General features: G+C 70.8%; 16 protein-coding genes and 1 pseudogene. 11 read left to right on the top strand and 6 right to left on the bottom strand.

From position 1 onward, the window contains the following. The first annotated feature begins 11 nt into the window (after window positions 1-11). Genes JOD67_RS18895 through JOD67_RS18910 form a run of 4 tightly spaced genes read left to right on the top strand, consistent with a single transcriptional unit; the run spans window position 12 to window position 1,749 of the window. Entirely contained in the window at window positions 12-338 is a 327-nt protein-coding gene (locus JOD67_RS18895) for a hypothetical protein (protein WP_205118927.1), read from the top strand. After that, complete coding sequence (locus JOD67_RS18900) at window positions 335-670, top strand: YnfA family protein (protein ID WP_205118928.1); 336 nt, start codon at window positions 335-337, stop codon at window positions 668-670. Before JOD67_RS18895 ends, JOD67_RS18900 begins: the two co-directional genes overlap by 4 nt. Window positions 671-704: 34 nt before the next feature. Next, window positions 705-1,025, top strand: a complete 321-nt coding sequence (locus tag JOD67_RS18905) for a hypothetical protein (protein WP_205118929.1) — start codon at window positions 705-707, stop codon at window positions 1,023-1,025. Beyond that, a complete protein-coding gene (locus tag JOD67_RS18910; RefSeq protein ID WP_205118930.1) occupies window positions 1,003-1,749 on the top strand; it encodes a hypothetical protein in 747 nt (248 codons plus the stop codon). Before JOD67_RS18905 ends, JOD67_RS18910 begins: the two co-directional genes overlap by 23 nt. On the opposite strand, the gene JOD67_RS18915 is transcribed toward JOD67_RS18910, so the two are convergent. Together JOD67_RS18915 and JOD67_RS18920 are read right to left on the bottom strand one after the other, a co-directional pair. Beyond that, window positions 1,746-2,396, bottom strand: coding sequence for a response regulator (locus JOD67_RS18915; protein ID WP_205118931.1), 651 nt, complete (start codon window positions 2,394-2,396; stop codon window positions 1,746-1,748). The two genes, JOD67_RS18910 and JOD67_RS18915, sit on opposite strands and share 4 nt — an antisense overlap. Continuing rightward, the gene (locus tag JOD67_RS18920) at window positions 2,393-3,487 is read right to left on the bottom strand and encodes a sensor histidine kinase (protein ID WP_205118932.1); all 1,095 of its coding nucleotides are present in this window, start codon (window positions 3,485-3,487) and stop codon (window positions 2,393-2,395) included. The genes JOD67_RS18915 and JOD67_RS18920 overlap by 4 nt, the downstream gene beginning before the upstream one ends. 643 nt (window positions 3,488-4,130) lie before the next feature. Here JOD67_RS18920 and JOD67_RS40240 point away from each other — a divergent pair. Continuing rightward, window positions 4,131-4,580, top strand: a pseudogene (locus tag JOD67_RS40240) (DUF418 domain-containing protein); the annotation flags it as partial. 36 nt (window positions 4,581-4,616) lie between these two features. On the opposite strand, the gene JOD67_RS18925 reads toward JOD67_RS40240, so the two are convergent. Continuing rightward, window positions 4,617-5,474 carry a spermidine synthase gene (locus tag JOD67_RS18925; RefSeq protein ID WP_205118933.1) on the bottom strand — a complete coding sequence of 286 codons (858 nt, stop codon included), beginning with the start codon at window positions 5,472-5,474 and terminating at the stop codon, window positions 4,617-4,619. A gap of 28 nt (window positions 5,475-5,502) precedes the next feature. On the opposite strand from JOD67_RS18925, the gene JOD67_RS18930 reads away from it, so the two are divergent. Genes JOD67_RS18930 through JOD67_RS18940 form a run of 3 tightly spaced genes read left to right on the top strand, consistent with a single transcriptional unit; the run spans window position 5,503 to window position 8,631 of the window. Further along, window positions 5,503-6,408, top strand: a complete 906-nt coding sequence (locus tag JOD67_RS18930) for an arginase family protein (RefSeq protein ID WP_307782451.1) — start codon at window positions 5,503-5,505, stop codon at window positions 6,406-6,408. 26 nt (window positions 6,409-6,434) lie between these two features. Continuing rightward, window positions 6,435-7,664, top strand: coding sequence for a GNAT family N-acetyltransferase (locus JOD67_RS41960; protein ID WP_307782452.1), 1,230 nt, complete (start codon window positions 6,435-6,437; stop codon window positions 7,662-7,664). Between the two features lie 25 nt (window positions 7,665-7,689). Continuing rightward, on the top strand, window positions 7,690-8,631 hold the full coding sequence (locus tag JOD67_RS18940) for a DUF6454 family protein (protein ID WP_205118934.1): 942 nt from the start codon (window positions 7,690-7,692) through the stop codon (window positions 8,629-8,631). Here the strand turns inward: JOD67_RS18940 and JOD67_RS18945 are convergent. Both JOD67_RS18945 and JOD67_RS18950 read right to left on the bottom strand, forming a co-directional pair. Continuing rightward, the gene (locus tag JOD67_RS18945) at window positions 8,628-9,302 is read right to left on the bottom strand and encodes an RraA family protein (protein WP_205118935.1); all 675 of its coding nucleotides are present in this window, start codon (window positions 9,300-9,302) and stop codon (window positions 8,628-8,630) included. The genes JOD67_RS18940 and JOD67_RS18945 overlap by 4 nt on opposite strands. Window positions 9,303-9,321: 19 nt before the next feature. Next, a complete protein-coding gene (locus tag JOD67_RS18950; protein ID WP_205118936.1) occupies window positions 9,322-9,714 on the bottom strand; it encodes a VOC family protein in 393 nt (130 codons plus the stop codon). A gap of 104 nt (window positions 9,715-9,818) precedes the next feature. Between JOD67_RS18950 and JOD67_RS18955 the strand changes: the two genes are divergently transcribed. Genes JOD67_RS18955 through JOD67_RS18965 form a run of 3 tightly spaced genes read left to right on the top strand, consistent with a single transcriptional unit; the run spans window position 9,819 to window position 14,893 of the window. Continuing rightward, a complete protein-coding gene (locus JOD67_RS18955) occupies window positions 9,819-12,617 on the top strand; it encodes an ATP-binding protein (protein ID WP_205118937.1) in 2,799 nt (932 codons plus the stop codon). Window positions 12,618-12,657: 40 nt separating this feature from the next. Then, window positions 12,658-14,040: an FAD-binding oxidoreductase gene (locus JOD67_RS18960; protein ID WP_205118938.1), complete on the top strand. Its 1,383-nt coding sequence runs from the start codon at window positions 12,658-12,660 to the stop codon at window positions 14,038-14,040. Between the two features lie 55 nt (window positions 14,041-14,095). Further along, entirely contained in the window at window positions 14,096-14,893 is a 798-nt protein-coding gene (locus tag JOD67_RS18965; RefSeq protein ID WP_205118939.1) for an NmrA family NAD(P)-binding protein, read from the top strand. Here JOD67_RS18965 and JOD67_RS18970 read toward each other — a convergent pair. After that, window positions 14,875-16,266 (bottom strand): MFS transporter, encoded by a 1,392-nt coding sequence (locus JOD67_RS18970; RefSeq protein WP_205118940.1) that lies wholly within the window; start codon window positions 16,264-16,266, stop codon window positions 14,875-14,877. The genes JOD67_RS18965 and JOD67_RS18970 overlap by 19 nt on opposite strands. Window positions 16,267-16,275 lie beyond the last annotated feature (9 nt).

Below are 16,275 nucleotides of genomic sequence, written 5' to 3' on the forward strand. Positions count from 1 at the left end.
ACCGTCGAGGCATGAGTACAGACTGGGTGCCTTCCTCGTGCACGTTGCCGACGGTGGAGCAGCCGTTGCGAGTCGCGGAGTTCGACCAGCTGTTCGCGACCGCGGTGCGTGGTGTCGAACGGGTCGGGCCGACCCGCTTGCGGCTGCTGCTGGACGCCGCGGCCGAGGACGTCGCGAGGGAGCTGACCGACCGGGAGACGAGCTGCTGCTCGTTCTTCACGTTCAAGTTCACCCCGGCCGGCGACGGCCAGGTGCGGTTGGAGGCGAGCGTCCCGGCAGCTCATTCCGCTGTGCTGGACGCGCTCGCCGTACGGGCCTCGGCCAGACTCCGTTCATGACCATCGCGAAGTCGATCGTGCTGTTCGTCCTCGCCGCGCTCGCCGAGATCGGTGGCGCGTGGCTGATCTGGCAGGGCTGGCGCGAACACCGCGGCCTGTGGTGGATCGCTGCCGGCGTCATCGCCCTCGGCGCGTACGGCTTCGTCGCCACGTTCCAGTCCGACCCGAACTTCGGCCGCATCCTCGCCGCGTACTGCGGCATCTTCGTCGCGGGCTCCCTCGCCTGGGGCGTCGTCGTCGACAAGTTCCGCCCCGATCGTTACGACCTGATCGGCGCCGCGATCTGCCTGGTCGGCGTCGCGGTAATCATGTACGCGCCGCGGAGCAGCTGAGGGTTGTCGGACCCCGGCGCTAGCGTTCCGGTCCATGCCGCAGCAGCCGCCGGAGGCGAGACCTTTGGGTCCGGATGCCGAGGGGCAGTGGGTCCGACGGTGGCGGTCGCCGTCGTGGAACAGCGCCGTGGACGCCTGGGTGGGTGCTCGGCTCGCCGAGCGAGAGCGGCGCGTCTGTGGCGAGCCGGTCACGTACCGCGCGCGCTTCTGGTCGGTCGTCCGCTGCTATCCGACCGCCGAAGGTCTGGTGTGGTTCAAGGAGAACAACCCCGGGCACCTCTTCGAAGCCGGGCTGGTCACGGCGATGGCGCGGCTCGCCGGACGCTGTGGTCGTGCCGGTCGCGGTGGATCGTGAACGCGGCTGGCTGCTCACCGACGACTGCGGAGCGACGCTCACCCATCCCGACGTCGCCGACCAGCCGACCCGATGCGCCGTGGTCCGCGCGCTCGCCCGCTTGCAGTGCGCTCTCCTCGGCCGCCTCGACCGGACTGAGCACGACGGGATGGTCGTGCTCGAACCCACCGCGGCGGGCGAGCGCGTGCGCGCGATCGCCCGCGAGTCGGCGGCGCTTCCGGACGGGCATCCGCTCCTTCCCGAGCCCGACGTGCTGGAACGGGCGGAGCTCGCCGCCGACGTGCTGGATCGGCGTACGGCATCCCTCAGCGACACCGTTCCCCTCGACCTCGAGCTCAACGACGTCTACGCCGCGAACGTCTTCGCCGACCGCTCGACCGGCACGCTCAGGCTGCGGTTCTTCGACTTCGGCAACGCGATGTGGGGCCACCCGTTCGTCTCGCTGCACGGCTTCCTCGACTCGGTGGAGGAATGGACCCGGGCGCCGCTGCCGCGCCCGGAACCCGAGGCGCTGTGCGACGCCTACCTCGCCGTCTGGCAAGACCAGCTCGACGCCGACCCACAACGGCTGCGGGAGGAGCTCGCCGCCGCCGAGGTGTTGGTCTGGGTACACCGGCTCGTCGCGTGGGTGCGCCTCATTCCGCACGCGGACGCGCTCGAGCTCCGGACCAGGGCCGAGGTCCCACGGAAGTACCTGGCCAGAGTCGCCGCGCTCGCGGGCTAGCCGGGTGTGAGGCCGGCGGTGTGGGCGAGCAGGCCGGCCTGGGTGCGGTTGTCGCAGTCGAGCTTCACCAGGATCCGCGACACGTGTCCCTTCACGGTGGCTTCGGAGAGTCGGGTGCGCTCCGCGATCTGCGCGTTCGACATGCCGGCCGCCAGGCCCTCGAGGACGTCGGTCTCCCGGATCGTCAGCTGAGCGATCACCCTTTTCGCCTGCTGGGCTTGGGAGTTCTCCGACTCGCCAGCCCGGATGAGCCGCTGCGCCGCAGCTGGCGACAGCACCGCGTGACCACCGGCCGCCACGCGCACGAGGTTGACCAGCTCGTCCGGCGCCGTCGACTTCAGCAGGAAGCCAGCCGCACCGGCGCGCAGGGCGCGCAGCACGTACTCGTCGGCGTCGAACGTCGTCAGCACCACCACCTTCGGTGCGTGCCGCAACGCGACGATCCGCTGGGTCGCGACGATCCCGTCGACGTCCGGCATCCGCAGGTCCATCAACACCACGTCCGGCTTGTGCCGCACCGTCGCCTCGACCGCCGCGGCGCCGTCGTACGCCTCGTCGACCACGATCAGATCGTCAGCGGCGGTCAGGATCGTCCGCAGGTGCGTGCACACGATGCGTTCGTCGTCGACGATCAGAACCCGGATCATGGGCGAGCTCCCGCCGTGGAAGTGGTCGGAACGTACGGCGACAACGACGCCCGCACCTCGAAGCCACCGTCCGGAGTCGGCTCGGCGGAGAACGTCCCGCCCACCAGCTCGACGCGCTCGCGCAGTCCGTCGAGCCCGCTCCCCGCACCGACCACGTCGGCGTCGCGCGGCCGCGTCGCGGGTGAGTTGCGGACGACCAGGTCGACGTTGTCCGGCGCGTACCGCACCTCTACCGAGACGGACCCACCGGGAGCGTGCTTGGCCGCGTTCGTCAACGACTCCTGAACCACGCGGAACAGTGTCCGCCACACCGTCGGCGCCACCCGCGAAGCAGAACCATGCTCTGTCAATGACACCTTGACGCCGGCAGCGACGGATGCCGCGACCAGGTCGGAGAGCGACTCCTCGCTCGGCTGGGCCTCGATCGGAGCGGACGGCCCGGACCGCAGCACCCCCACCAGGTCGCGCAGCTCTTCCAGCGCGTGCGTCCCGGCGGTCCGCAGTTCCTCGGCCGCCGTCCGCACCGACGGGTCGGACGAGCTCACCCGCAGTGCCCCGGCCTGCAACACCATCAGGTTGATCCGATGAGTGACGACGTCATGCATCTCGCCGGCGAGCCGGACCCGTTCCTCCGCCCGCGCCTGCTTGACGAGCACCGCGAGCAGCCGCCGCCGCGCGCCGAAGTAGAGACCGAGCAGGCCGCTACCGACGATCAGTGCGACCCCCAGGACCCGGTCCTCGGGCAGTGCGATCGCCCACACGCCCGCGCCGACGGCCCACGCCTGCGCCAGGACGGCGAACGCGACCCACTTCGCCTTGCGCTCAGAGTGCGCGCAGACCGCGTACGCCGAGGCCATCGACGCGTACGACGGTGTCAGCACGCTCAACGCCGCGACCACCGCGGCCGAGGCGAGCGGGCGGGTGCGGCGCCAAGACAACGCGGCGGCCGACAGCAGGTGCACGGCGACGTAGAACGCCAGCGGGCCATGGACGAGTCGCGAGGGTTGGGAGGGCAGCACCAGCTCCCGCGTGACCCCGATCGCGGCCACGACGGCAACCAGCACCAGGTCGAGGGCCGTCGATCGCTTCATGGGCCAAACCGTACCCACTGCGAGCGGGCAAGACCTCCGCAGAACGTCCTGGTCAGAACGGGTGGACCACGACTTTCGACGGGGGTGGGCACGACCTCTGCAGCTGTCCGGCACGCGCGCAGGCTGGTCGGATAGGGCCATGACACAGACGAAGACCCGACCGAGAGTCCACCAGCTGGACGCCCTCCGCGGCTTCGCCATGTGCGGGATCGTGTTCATGAACATCCTGCAGATCACCGGGATGCCGCAGCTCACCGGCACGAGCGCGGAGCTGCCGGCGGCCACCGCGTTCGGCATGGCGTTCACGAACAGGTTCCTGCCGATCTTCGCGTTCCTGTTCGGGCTGAGCTTCGCGCTGTTCCTCGACAGCGCGAAGGAGCGGCACGACAAGCCGCGGCTCCTGCTGGTCCGGCGCCTCGTCGTGCTCGCGCTGCTCGGGCTTGCGCATGCCCTGCTCCAGCCCGGCGAGGTGCTGCGCTGGTACGCGGTGTTCGGGCTGCTCGTCCTGCTGCCGGCGTCGTACCTGCGCCGCCGGTGGATGCTCGTCCTCGGGATCGTGCTCGTCGCCGTGCCGACCGTCCTGGCCGCGCGCGGGTTCTTCATCCTCGGGCCGACCCTGATCCCCGGGCTGTTCCTGCTCGGCATGGCGGCGTTCCACTACGGCCTCGCCCACTCGATCGAACGGAGGACCCGGCAGCTGCTGGTCGCGTTCGGCGTCGGCGTGGTGGTCGCGGTCGGCGCGGGCTGGTGGGAGTACGCCGGGGGGCCGCGCAACCTCAACCGCGTCGAGATCGCCGGCCTGGCGTTCGCGTTCGTGTACGCGGTCGGCTATGTCCTCCTGCTCAGGACGCCGCTCGGCCGTCCACTCGGCTGGGTGTTCGAGCCGCTCGGCCGGATGGCGTTGACGAACTACCTGCTCGCCACCGTGCTGATCGTGCTCGCCGACCTGCTGATCCGCTTCGACCAGCGGGCCGGCGCGTACGGAGCGATCCTCGCGCTCGGGGTCTCGATCGGTCTCGTGCAGGCGGTGCTCAGCCGGCTCTGGCTGCGCGACCACCGGTACGGCCCGGCGGAGTGGGCGTGGCGCTGCCTGACCTGGTGGCAGCGGGTCCCGCTGCGCCGAGCCGGGTCAGAAGCCGGCGTCGGTGAGCGGCGGCAGGCCGGCGGAGAGCTCGACGACACGGTCGGGCGGCACCAGCCGCGCGCGGACGGCGCCGGAGGCGAGGCGCCTGGTCAGCGGGTCGAGGGGGAGGGTGCCGTTCGACGCGAGCAGTAGCACGTTGCCGTACCGGCGGCCCCGCAGCTGACCGGGCTCGGCGACCAGGGCGACGTCGGTGAACGCGGCGCGCATCGTCGCCGCCTCGGCGCGGGCGATCAGCTGAGTACTGCGGTCGGCGACGTTCGCGACATAGATGCCGTCCCGCCCGAGGACGCGGGCGACGTCCTGCGCGAACTCGAGCGTGGTCAGGTGCGGCGGCACCTGGTCGCCGTCGAACGCGTCGCGGATCATCACGTCGTACGAGTCCGGCTGGAGGTGGGCGACGCCCTCGCGCGCGTCGCCGGCGCGGAGCTTGAACCCCTTCCGCCCGGGGGCGAACGCCTCGCGCATCAGGTCCACGATCACCGGGTCCAGCTCGAAGACGACCTGAGGCGAGCGCGGCCGGGTCGCGGCCACGTACCGCGCGAGCGTGCAGCCGGCGCCGCCGAGGTGCGCGACCCGCAGCGGTTCGCCCTCCGGCGCGCACACGTCGAGCAGGTCGCCGATCCAGCGCACGTACTCGAACTCCAGCCGAGTCGGGTCGCCGAGATGGACGTACGAGCTCGGGGCGCCGTTGACGACGACCATCCAGCCGTCCGGGTCGTCCCGGTCGGAGGTCAGCTCGATGAAGCCGGTCGCCGTCTCGTGCGTGCCCGCGTACGCCGCCGGTCCCGCCACCTTGGACTTGGTGGCCGGTCTGGTACGGCTCGGCGGGCGACGGTCTGGCATCCCCGCATGCTCTCGTAGGCTCACCCGCGTGTCCAAGATCCCCCCGAAGATCTCCGTCCTCGACGCGCCCTCCAACCTCGGTCTGCGGATGCCCGAGCCAGGGGTCATCCCGGGCTGCTACAAGCTCGCCGGCGCGATCCGCGACAACCGGCTGCTCGACCGCCTCGGCGCGCACGACGCCGGCGTCGTCGTGCCGCCGCGGTACAACACGTACGGCTGGCAGCTCGGTGACGGCATCTTCCACAAGCATGAGCTGCCCGTCTACACGACCAAGCTCGCGGACCGGCTCACGGCCTTGTTCGACGACGGCGACTTCGTCGTGCTGCTCGGCGGCGACTGCAGCATCCTGTTCGGGCCGGCTTTGGCGCTCAAGCGGCGCGGACGGTACGGGCTCGCCTACTTCGACGGCAGCTCGGACCTGCGGCACGTCGGGATCGAGGAGTACGTCGGCGCGACCGCGGGGGAGGGCCTCGCGATCGTGACCGGGCGTGGCGACGACGAGATCACCGACCTGGAGGGGCTGGAGCCGTACGTTCGCGACTCCGACATCGTTGTGCTCGGCGTGCGGGACAACGACTTCTACCTGGACGAGCTCGCCCGGCTCGAGATCCCCGTCCACACCTCGCCGGCGATCCAGGCCGAGGGCGGGACCGCGGTCGCGGCGAAGGTGCTGGAGCGGTTCGAGGGGTTGGACGGGTTCTGGGTGCATCTGGACGCCGACGTTCTGGACCCGTCGGTGATGCCGGCGGCCGACGCGCCGGACCCGGGTGGCCTGGACTATCCGGAGTTGGTCGAGGTGCTGCGGCCGCTGTTCGCCTCGGAGCGGTGCGTAGGCGTGAACTTCACGATCTACGACCCCGATCTGGATCCGGATGGCTTGATCGGGCGCCGGCTGACGGACACTCTGGTGGACGCCCTCAGCGTGCGAAGCTAGGGGCGCGTTCGAACTGGGAGGTGCGCGTGCCGGGAAAGGGTCGGCTGGCCAAGACCGTGATCTCGTACGGCGTCAAGTACGGGCCACTGCTCTACGAGGCCGTGAAGCACGGCCGCGAGCCGGCGCAGCGCGCGCTGCAGAAGGCGTTCGCGCGCCAGGTCGACCGGCGCAAGGCCCTGCAGCACGCGGGCACGGTGGTCGGGGGCGCGATCCTGCGTGTGTTCCACAACGGCGAGCCGATCTGGGTCGTGTTCAGCGCCGACATACCGATCACGACGTACCCGCCCGTCGAGGCGCCGCTCGGCACCGTCCTGCAGCACGCCGACCTCAGCCAACGGATCACGGTCAACGCCGCAAAGCCAGGCGGGCCGAAGCTGCCGAACTTCAGGTTCCCCAACGTTCAGCTGCCGCACCTCCAGCTGCCCAGTCTCCCGAGGTTGCCGATGCTGGGACGCAAGGAAACCGAGCCCGACGGAGCGATCCTGGCCGCGGCGATCGAGGGCAACACGGCCGAGTTCCTGCTCGCGCTCGGTGACGCCGGCGGTGGCGAGACCCGCGACGACACGGTGCGCTGGACGATCGGCGGCTCGCCGCTCGACTACCACAACGCGGTCGTCGGGGCCGACCTCGACGAGGCGTCCGCGGACTCGGCGGTACGGGAGTCGCTCGAGCTGCTGCGCCGGCACGACGTACCCGGGACCTGGCACGTCGGACCGTCGATGCTGCCGGCCGACCTCGGCGCGCGACTGCTCGCGGCCGGGTTCGCGTACGACGGAGCGGAGCCGGGCATGGCCGTACGCCTGAGCGACCTCGTCGAGGACGAGCGTTCGCCGGACGGGCTCGTGGTCGCACCGGTCGAGAACGAGGCCGACCTGGTGACCTGGGCGACGACGCTGGCGCGCGGCTTCGGCGAGGGCGAACGCGAGGCGACCTGGGTCGCGGACATGTACGGCCGGCTCGGCCTCGGTACGGGCGACTGGGTGCTGTACCTCGCGACCCTCGACGGCGAGCCGGTCGGCACGACGTCGGTGTTCCTCGGCGCGGGCGTGGCCGGCGTGTACTTCGTGATGACCGTGCCGGAGGCGCGCGGTCGCGGCATCGGCGCGGCAGTGACGATCGCCGGACTCCAGCAGGCGCGGGAGGCGGGCTACGAGATCGGCGTGCTCACCTCCTCGCCACTTGGGCGCAAGGTGTACGAGCGCATCGGTTTCCGTGAGCACTGCACGATCGACCTTTACACGTGGGGACCTCGTTGATCCAACTCCCCGAGGAGCAGCTCGTATGGGACGCAGGCTCGTTGCCGCGGTCGTATGTGCCGCGGCGGTACTGGTGATGGGAAGCACGGCGCAGGCAGGGGAGCGGCATCGCGACGACCCGGTGGCGAAGGCGTTCCGCGACACGACGAGGTCGACGCCGTGGCAGCAGGTGGCGAAGATCCCGTTGGGCTTCCCGACCCATCACCCGCAGGGTTTCGCCTTGGTGGGCGACAAGATCTTCATGTCGACGGTCGAGGTGCTCGAGTGGCCGGTGCGTTACCCGGAGCCGATCGACGGCTACGACCGTACGCCAGGCAAGGGCATCGGGCACGTCCTCGTTCTCACCCGGCAGGGCAAGCTGCTGAAGGACATCAAGCTGGGCGAGGGAATCGTCTACCACCCGGGCGGCATCGACTTCGACGGCAAGTCGGTGTGGGTGCCGGTCGCGGAGTATCGCCCGAACAGCAACGCGATCGTCTACCGGCTGGACCCTCGGACCTACCGGGTGACGGAGGAGTTCCGCGTCCGTGACCACGTCGGCGGGGTCGTCCGCGATCGCGAGACGGGTGTCGTGCACGGCGTGTCGTGGGGCTCGCGGACGTTGTACTCGTGGACCTCGCACGGCAAGCGCCTGACCAAGGTGGCGAACGAGGACCACCTGCTCGACTACCAGGACTGCGCGTACGTCGGGTACCGCAAGCAGCTCTGCACCGGCGTTACCGGGCTGCCGGACGGCAAGGGCGGAACGTTCGAGCTCGGTGGGCTCGTGCTGCGCGACCTGCGCGACGGGCGGATCCTGCACCAGCTGCCGTTCACCGCGTTATCCTCGGCAGGGCACGTGATCACCCGCAACCCGGTCGCGTTGGAGGTGGCGGACGGCAAGCTCCGGCTGTTCGCGGCGCCGGACGACGGTGACGCCGCTGCTGGCACCGAGCTGTACGTCTTCGAGGCTCCGTTGGGCGGCTAGTCGGCGAGCTCGGGTGGGTCGAGGTGGAAGACCTCGAGCAGGGTGCGGCCGGCTTCGAGCTGGGTGACCCAGCTCTGTTCGGCTTCCACGTGGGCCAGCGCGGCGGCGAGGCCGGACACCGCCACGGAGGCGGGCAGCACCAGGAGGCCGTCGTCGTCGCCCAGCACGAGGTCGCCGGGCGAGGCAAGGACGCCGGCGAAGGAGAGGGGCGCGTTTACCGTTCCGCCGGCCAGGCCTGGCGGCCGGCGGGCGCAGACGGAGCGGGCGAACACCGGGAAGTCCGACCACGACGCCAGCGCTGCCGTGTCGCGCACCGCACCATCCACTGCCAACCCGGCCACCCCCTTGCGGCGCGCGACGCCGGTGAGGATCTCGCCGGTCACGGCCGCGTCCACCCCCGTGCTCGCATCGACCAGGAGCACGTCGCCCGCCTCGGCCACCTCGATCGCGTGCGCCACCGCGCCGAAGTCTCCGGGCGCGCACCACGCCGTCACGGCCGGCCCCGCCAACCGTTCCGCAGACCCGAACGGACGCAGCGGGCGCAGCGAAGAGGACGCCACGTACGACGCCCCCAACACGTCGGCCGCGATCGTCGTCGGCACGGCCGCCCAGCCGCGCAGGAGCTCAGGGGTCAACGTACGCGGGACATTCCGATACACACGGGTCGCCATGACACCCGACCCTACGGGATCACAACGCCGCGAACAGATCCACCTCGTTGCCGCTCGGGTCGTGCAGGATCGCGTACCGCTGCCCCCAGAACGCGTCCCAAGGCTCCTTCTCCCCGTGGTACCCGAGCCCCGTCAGCTCCGCGTAGATCGAGTCGACCTCCGCCGGGCTCGCGCACAGGAACGCGAGCGAGAAGCGAGCGCTCCCCGACGACGCCTTCCAGTCCGGCGCGAACTTCTGGATTTCCTCGACCGTGTCGAACATGATCCGCACCCCGTCGGTGTTCCCGGCCTCGACATGGCCACCCTCCGACTCGGACTCGGGTGGAAACTCCAGCCCGACCTTGCGGTAGAACTCCAACGTCTTCGCCAGGTCGTCGACAACGACTCCCACAGCGTCGAACTTCGCAGGCATCTCAGCATCCCTTCCTCGCAGTAACAAGCTGCTCGCCAAGCTAGGCCCGCACACCGGACGTGTTCTTGAACAGAACGGTCACCGCCAATGCCACACTGACGAACGTGCTGCCCATCCCGTCCGTCAGGCTGCTCGGCCGCTTCGAGCTCAGCCTGAACGACGACGTGGTCCAGCTCGACTCCGCCCGCGCCGAAGCACTCCTCGCCTACCTCCTCCTCCATCGCGGCAGCACCATCTCGAGGCAGCGACTCGCCGCCGCGTTCTGGCCCGACTCCACCGAGGCCCAGGCACGCACCAACCTCCGCCACGTCCTCCACACCCTCCGCGCCAGGCTGCCGACGGTCGAGGAGTACGTCGAGATCACCGCCCGTACGCTGCGCTGGCGCCCGGACGCCCCGCTCTGGCTGGACGTCGACGGGTTCGAGGAGACGCGGGACCTCGAGCTGTACGGCGGCGACCTGCTCGAAGAAGCCGACGACGACTGGCTCGAAGCAGACCGCACCAGGCTCCGCCGCACCTACCTCGAAGCGCTCGACACCCAAGCCGAGCGGGCCGAAGCCGACGGCGACCACACCGCCGCCGCAGCGGCGACCGAACGGCTTCTGCGCGAAGACCCACTCCGCGAGGACGCGCACCGCAGGCTGATTCGCCTGTACGACAGCGCCGGCGACAAGGCCCGCGCGGTCGCCGCGTACCACGAGTGCGCCTCGATCCTCGAACGCGAGCTCGGCATCCCACCCTCGCCACCGACAAGGGCCGCCTACGAAGCAGTCATGGCGAGCGAACGCACGACAACGGAGGCACCCATCGCCCCGTTCGTCGCCCGCGCCGCCGAACGAGAACAGCTGGTCGCGACCTGGAAACAGGCCGAAGCCGGCAGCGCCCGCCTCGTCGTGGTAGGTGGCGACGCCGGCGTCGGCAAGACCAGGCTGGCCGAGGAGTTCCGCGCCTGGTGCGCCCGCCGCGGCGCCGTCGTCGCGGCGGCCAGCTGCTACGCCGCCGAGGGTCCGCTCGCGTACGGCGCCGTGGTCGGCTGGCTGCGGTCACCTCCCGTTCGCGAACGGATAGCGCGCACCGACAGCCACCGCCGCACCGAGCTCGCCCGCATCCTCCCCAAGCTCCTCACCGACGACCCAAGCCTCGAACGCCCTGCCGAACTGCCCCAGGCGGAACAGCGGCAGCGCCTGTTCGACGCCGTCGCCAGCGTGCTCGCGCCCACGGCGCCGACGCTGCTCTCGCTCGACGACCTGCAGTACGCCGACGGCGAGACCTGCGCGCTCGTGCACTACCTGCTCCGCGCCAACCCGGCTGCCCGTCTCCTCATCCTCGCGACCGCCCGACGCGAGGAGCTGACGGCCGGCCACCGCGAGCTGGTCGCCAGCCTGCAAGCCCGCGGCGACCTCGTCGAGCTCGAGCTCGCCAGCCTCGACCGTGCCGAAACGGCCTTGCTGGCAAGCAGAATCGCTGGTACGGACTTCGCCGATGACGAGCTCTTCGAGGAGACCGAGGGCAATCCGCTGTTCGTCGTCGAGGCGGTCCGCGCCGGCTGGCGGCCGGGCAGCCCACCCAGCCCCCGCGTGCAGGCCGTGATCGAGGCACGGCTCGACCAGCTTCCGAACGAGGTCCGCGACCTGATCGAGGTGGCGGCCACGATCGGCCGCGAGTTCGCGCCGGACGTCCTGGCCGAAGCCGCCGACCTCGACCAGGACGCGCTGGTCGGCGGCCTCGACGAGCTGTGGCGCAGGCGGCTCGTGCGCGAGAGCGGCAACCGGTACGACTTCGCCCACCACCGCATCCGCGAGGTCGCCGCCGCCCGGGTCACGCCCGCCCGCCGAAGAATGCTGCACGGGAGAATCGCCAACGCCCTCGAACGATCCGGCGCACCGAGCGCGTCGATCGCCACGCACTACGAGCAGGCCGGAGCCTCCGACCAGGCCGTCGCGTTCCTCCGCAAGGCAGCAGTCGAGTCGCTGAGCCTGCACGCGTACGAGCAGGCCGTCGAGCAGCTCGACCGCGCCCTCACGCAAACCCTGGATGCTCAGACAGAGCTGACGATCCGCACCGCGCTACTTGCCCCGCTGGCAGTCTTGGACGGGTTCGCCTCGCCGCGCATCCAGGCCCAGCAGGAACGCGTGACCGAGCTGTCCGAGACACCCAGCCCCGCGCTGCTCCGCTCGATCGCGCTCAGCGCCCTGAGCGCGTCGGACTTCGACACCGCGGTGAGCGCCGGGAAACGGCTGGCGGAGACGGGCGACGAGGTCGACGTGGTGGAAGCCTCGTACGTGTTGGGCATCGCCGCCTTCTGGCGGGCCGACTTCGCCACGGCGAAGACCGCGTTCGAACGTGTCGTCGAGCTGTACCGGCCCGAGCAGTACCGCGCGCACCTGATCCGCTACGGCCAGGATCCGAAGGTCGTTTGCCTTGCCCGCTTGGGAAACACGCTGTCCTTTCTCGGCGAGCCGGATGCCGCACGAGAAGCACGCGAAGAGGCGCTCGCCTGGGCGGACGAGCTGGGACATCCGCTGACCAGGCAGCTGGGGCTGGTGTTCGGCGCGCTGCTCGCGCTGGACCAGGGAGACCTGCCGACGCTTCGCGCGTTGGTCGCGTCGTTCCCCGAGGGCTACGAGCAGGCGCCGGTACGGCTCGCGGTCGAGGCCTACCGCGGGTACCTCGCGGTGATCGATGGCGCCGTCGACGACGGCCTCGCGGCTGTCCGTTCGGCGGCCGAGGAGGCGGCGGGACACGAGTCGGCACCCGGGCTGGCAGCGGTGCTCGCGCGGATCCGGCTTGCCAGCGCCGAAGCCGCCGGCAGGGGAGTCGGAGAGGCCGCCGACCGACTGCTCGCACTGGGCGGCGCCGCGTGCGTGTTCGAGCCGGCAGCGTTCCGCGCTCGCCAGGGCTGAGGAACGCTCGCGGAACGCACCGCCCGGCACGCTCGTCGGCATGAGCATCCTGCTGCGTTCCGGAGACGACGGCTACGACGAAGCGCGAAAGGTCTGGAACGGCGCGATCGACCGCCGCCCGGCCGCCATCGCCCGCGTCACCAGTGCCGCCGACGTCGCCCAAGCGCTCCGGTTCGCGCGGGACCAAGGCCTCGAGGTCACCGTACGAGGCGGCGGCCACTCCGTCGCCGGCCTCGCCGTCCAGGACGACGCCATGATGATCGACCTGTCCGCCATGCGCCACGTCCACGTCGATCCCCAAGCCAAGACGGCGACCGTCGGCGGGGGAGCGCTGCTCAGCGATCTCGACCGCGCGACCCAGGAGTACGGGCTCGCGACGACGGGCGGCGTGGTCAGCCACACCGGCGTCGGCGGCCTCACGCTCGGCGGCGGCATCGGCCATCTGATGCGCCGCTTCGGCCTCACCGTCGACAACCTGCTGGCCGCGGAGCTCGTCACCGCGAACGGCGACCGCCTCGACGTCGACGCCGAACGCGAACCCGAGCTGTTCTGGGGACTTCGCGGTGGCGGTGGCAACTTCGGCGTGGTCACGAAGTTCACGTACCGGCTGCACGAGGTCGGGCCGACCGTCCTCGGCGGGCCGGTGTTCTGGCCGTTGACCGACGCGCCGAAGGTGCTCGCCGCTCTTGTCGAGTACGCGCAGGTAGCGCCGGACGAGCTCAGCCTGGGCTTCACGGTGCGGTACGCGCCGCCGGCGCCGTTCCTCGCACCGGAGCACCACGGCAAGGCGGTCGTCGGGTTGCTGCTGGTCTGGACCGGAGACCCCGCGGCGGGGGAGGCCGCGATGGCGCCGCTCCGACACTTCGGCACGCCCGTCGGCGACGGCGTCCGCCCGCAGCCGTACACGGCGATCCAGTCCATGCTCGACGCCAGCAGCCCCCACGGCGCGCACTACTACTGGCGCGCGCATCGCCTTCCCACCTTGACGATCGACGACATCGACACGTTCGTCGCGGCGATCGAGTCGTCGACCTCGCCGATGTCGCACGTCGTCGGCCTCGCGGTCGGCGGCGCGGTGTCGCGCGTCGACGCCGAGGCGACGGCGGTCGGTCCGCGCGAGCCCGGGTTCGAGGCGAACGTCGTCGCGGCCTGGCAGCCGGGCGAGGACCCGGAGCCGCATCGAAAGTGGGTACGAGCCCAGTCCGAAAGTCTGAGGCCCCGCGTCTTCGGTCTGTGGTCGCACTTCCTGTCCGACGAGGGGGCGGACGGGGTACGGCTCGCGTACCAGGGCCGAATGGACCGGCTGACCCTACTCAAGGACCGCTACGACCCCCACAACGTCTTCCGTTTCAACGCCAATATCGCGCCGGCTCGTCGAGGCAGCGGTCAAAGTCGGGCGGCCAACGGCCGTCACCCGGAGTGAAACTGAGCGAGCCGGCGCGATCAATATGCACAGTCGAACCTTCTGGAGGGTTGTCATGATCCTTGTTACTGGGGCCACCGGCAATGTCGGGTCGAACGTCGTGCGTCTGCTGCGCGAACGAGGTCACGAAGTACGGGAGTTCACCCGCGAACTGACCGACCGCGAAGCTGTACGCAAGGCTTTCGACGGGGTCGACCGCGTCTTTGTCAGCACCCCGAACCACCCCCATCAGGTCACTTGGGAGCGCAACCTGATCGATGCGGCGGCGGCCGCCCGGGTCGAACGGGTGGTCAAGCTCAGTGCGAACGGCGCGGCGATCGGTTCGCCGGTGGCGTTCTGGGACGCGCAGGGCCGGCTCGAGGCGGACCTGCTCGTGACCGGGCTGCCCGCGGTCGTGCTGCGTCCGACCACGTACCTCACCAACCTGCTCGCGTCGGCGGAGGCCGTCCGCCAGACCGGCAAGCTGTTCCTGCCGGCGGAGGACGCGAAGGTGACGCTGATCGATCCGTACGACGTCGCCGAGGTCGCGGTCGTCGCGCTGACCGAGGACGGGCACACCGGCCGGAACTACCTGCTCACCGGGCCATCGGCTGTGACGTTCCACGAGGTGGCGGCCGAGCTGTCCGCGGTGCTGGGGCGGGAGATCGAGTACGTCCCCGTTCCCGAGGAAGGCGCGCGGATGGGCATGCTGGAGTCAGGCATGCCGCCGTGGTTCGCCGACGAGTTGCTGAACGTTTTCCGCGAGCTCCGCCGCGGCGTCGCGTCGGCACCGACCGACGTGGTCCGCGTGCTCACCGGACGCGAGCCGCGCACGGTCGGCGACTTCTTCCGGGCTCACGCCGACGCGTTCTGAGCCGCCTTCGGAACGAACAGGACCGCGACGAAAGCCAGGGCCGCGAGTGCCGCACACGACGCGAGGGCGACGACCACACCGTCGACCACCAACGCCGGCGACGCGAAGCTCCCGACCGCGGTGAACACCGCGACCAGCACGGCGACGCCGAACACGCCGCCAACCTCCTGCGTGGTGCTGTTGGCGCCCGCGGCCTTGCTGAGAAGCCCGTCGTCGACCGCCTTCATGACGACGTTCTGAATCACCGGGATCGTCATGGATGCCCCTACACCGTTGACGATCAGCCCGAGGAGCAGCCAGCCGTACGACGACGTCGTCGACGCGACGAACGCGATCACGGCATAGCCGACGGCGTCCAGGGCGAGCCCGGCGACGAGCACCGGACGGTCCCCGAGCCGGTCGGCGATGCTGCCCGCCAGCGGCGCGACCACGAGCAGGCAAGCGGTCCAGGGGATCAGCCGGATCCCTGCCTCCATGGGCGAATGTCCCAACCCTGATTGCAGGAACTGGCCGAGGAAGAACACCGTCCCATACAACGCGCCGAACACGAGGAAGCTCGCCAAAGTGCCGGCGGTGAACGCGCGCGAACGGAACAGCCGCAGCGGCAGCATCGGCGCGGGGCTACGGTTCTCCCAACGCACGAAGGCGATCAGCAACGCCACACCCGCGGCCAGCGGTACGAGAACGGCCGGGCTCGACCAGCCGAGCGCGTTCCCGTTCACCAGTCCCCAGACCAGGCCGATCGCACCCGCGGTGACCAGCACCAGACCCCGCAGATCCAGCGCGGCGTCCGGGCCGTGGCTCTCGTCGATGCGCGAACGGACGAGCACGATGGTCACCAGCGCGATCGGCACGTTGATCCAGAAGATCCACTCCCAGCCGAACATCTGCGCGACGACGCCGCCGACCGGTGGCCCGGCGATCGTGGCGAGGCCAGTGCGTCCCTCGAAGATGCCGAGCGCACGGCCGCGGTCCGCGGCCGGGAACGCCGCGCTGAGCAACGCGACCGCGAGCGGCATCACGAGCGCCGCGCCAGCGCCTTGCACCGCGCGGGCACCGATCAGCCAACCGATCGAGGGTGCGAGCGCGCAGGACGCCGAGGCCGCCGCGAAGACAGCGAGCCCGAGGATGACCACGCGCCGCCGCCCGAACCTGTCGCCGAGCGCGGCACCGGTCATGAGCAGCGCGGCGAACGTCAGCCCGTACGCCGTGACCGTCCACTGCAGCAGCTCGGTCGACGTGCCGAGGTCGACCCGGATCGTGTTCAGCGCGGTCGAGACGACGAGCAGGTCGAGCGCGACCATGAGCGAAGCCACCGACGTGACCCCCAGCACCCAGCCGCGGCGAGTCGTCGGTTTCGTTGTGGTGTCCATGCCCTAGAA

It is taken from the genome of Tenggerimyces flavus, assembly GCF_016907715.1.
Lineage (GTDB): Bacteria > Actinomycetota > Actinomycetes > Propionibacteriales > Actinopolymorphaceae > Tenggerimyces > Tenggerimyces flavus.

Coding starts and splice junctions, on each gene's coding strand:
- JOD67_RS18895 (WP_205118927.1), top strand. CDS start 12: ATGAGTACAGACTGGGTGCCTTCCTCGTGCACGTTGCCGACGGTGGAG.
- JOD67_RS18900 (WP_205118928.1), top strand. CDS start 335: ATGACCATCGCGAAGTCGATCGTGCTGTTCGTCCTCGCCGCGCTCGCC.
- JOD67_RS18905 (WP_205118929.1), top strand. CDS start 705: ATGCCGCAGCAGCCGCCGGAGGCGAGACCTTTGGGTCCGGATGCCGAG.
- JOD67_RS18915 (WP_205118931.1), bottom strand. CDS start 2,396: ATGATCCGGGTTCTGATCGTCGACGACGAACGCATCGTGTGCACGCAC.
- JOD67_RS18920 (WP_205118932.1), bottom strand. CDS start 3,487: ATGAAGCGATCGACGGCCCTCGACCTGGTGCTGGTTGCCGTCGTGGCC.
- JOD67_RS18925 (WP_205118933.1), bottom strand. CDS start 5,474: ATGCCAGACCGTCGCCCGCCGAGCCGTACCAGACCGGCCACCAAGTCC.
- JOD67_RS18940 (WP_205118934.1), top strand. CDS start 7,690: ATGGGACGCAGGCTCGTTGCCGCGGTCGTATGTGCCGCGGCGGTACTG.
- JOD67_RS18945 (WP_205118935.1), bottom strand. CDS start 9,302: ATGGCGACCCGTGTGTATCGGAATGTCCCGCGTACGTTGACCCCTGAG.
- JOD67_RS18950 (WP_205118936.1), bottom strand. CDS start 9,714: ATGCCTGCGAAGTTCGACGCTGTGGGAGTCGTTGTCGACGACCTGGCG.
- JOD67_RS18960 (WP_205118938.1), top strand. CDS start 12,658: ATGAGCATCCTGCTGCGTTCCGGAGACGACGGCTACGACGAAGCGCGA.
- JOD67_RS18965 (WP_205118939.1), top strand. CDS start 14,096: ATGATCCTTGTTACTGGGGCCACCGGCAATGTCGGGTCGAACGTCGTG.
- JOD67_RS18970 (WP_205118940.1), bottom strand. CDS start 16,266: ATGGACACCACAACGAAACCGACGACTCGCCGCGGCTGGGTGCTGGGG.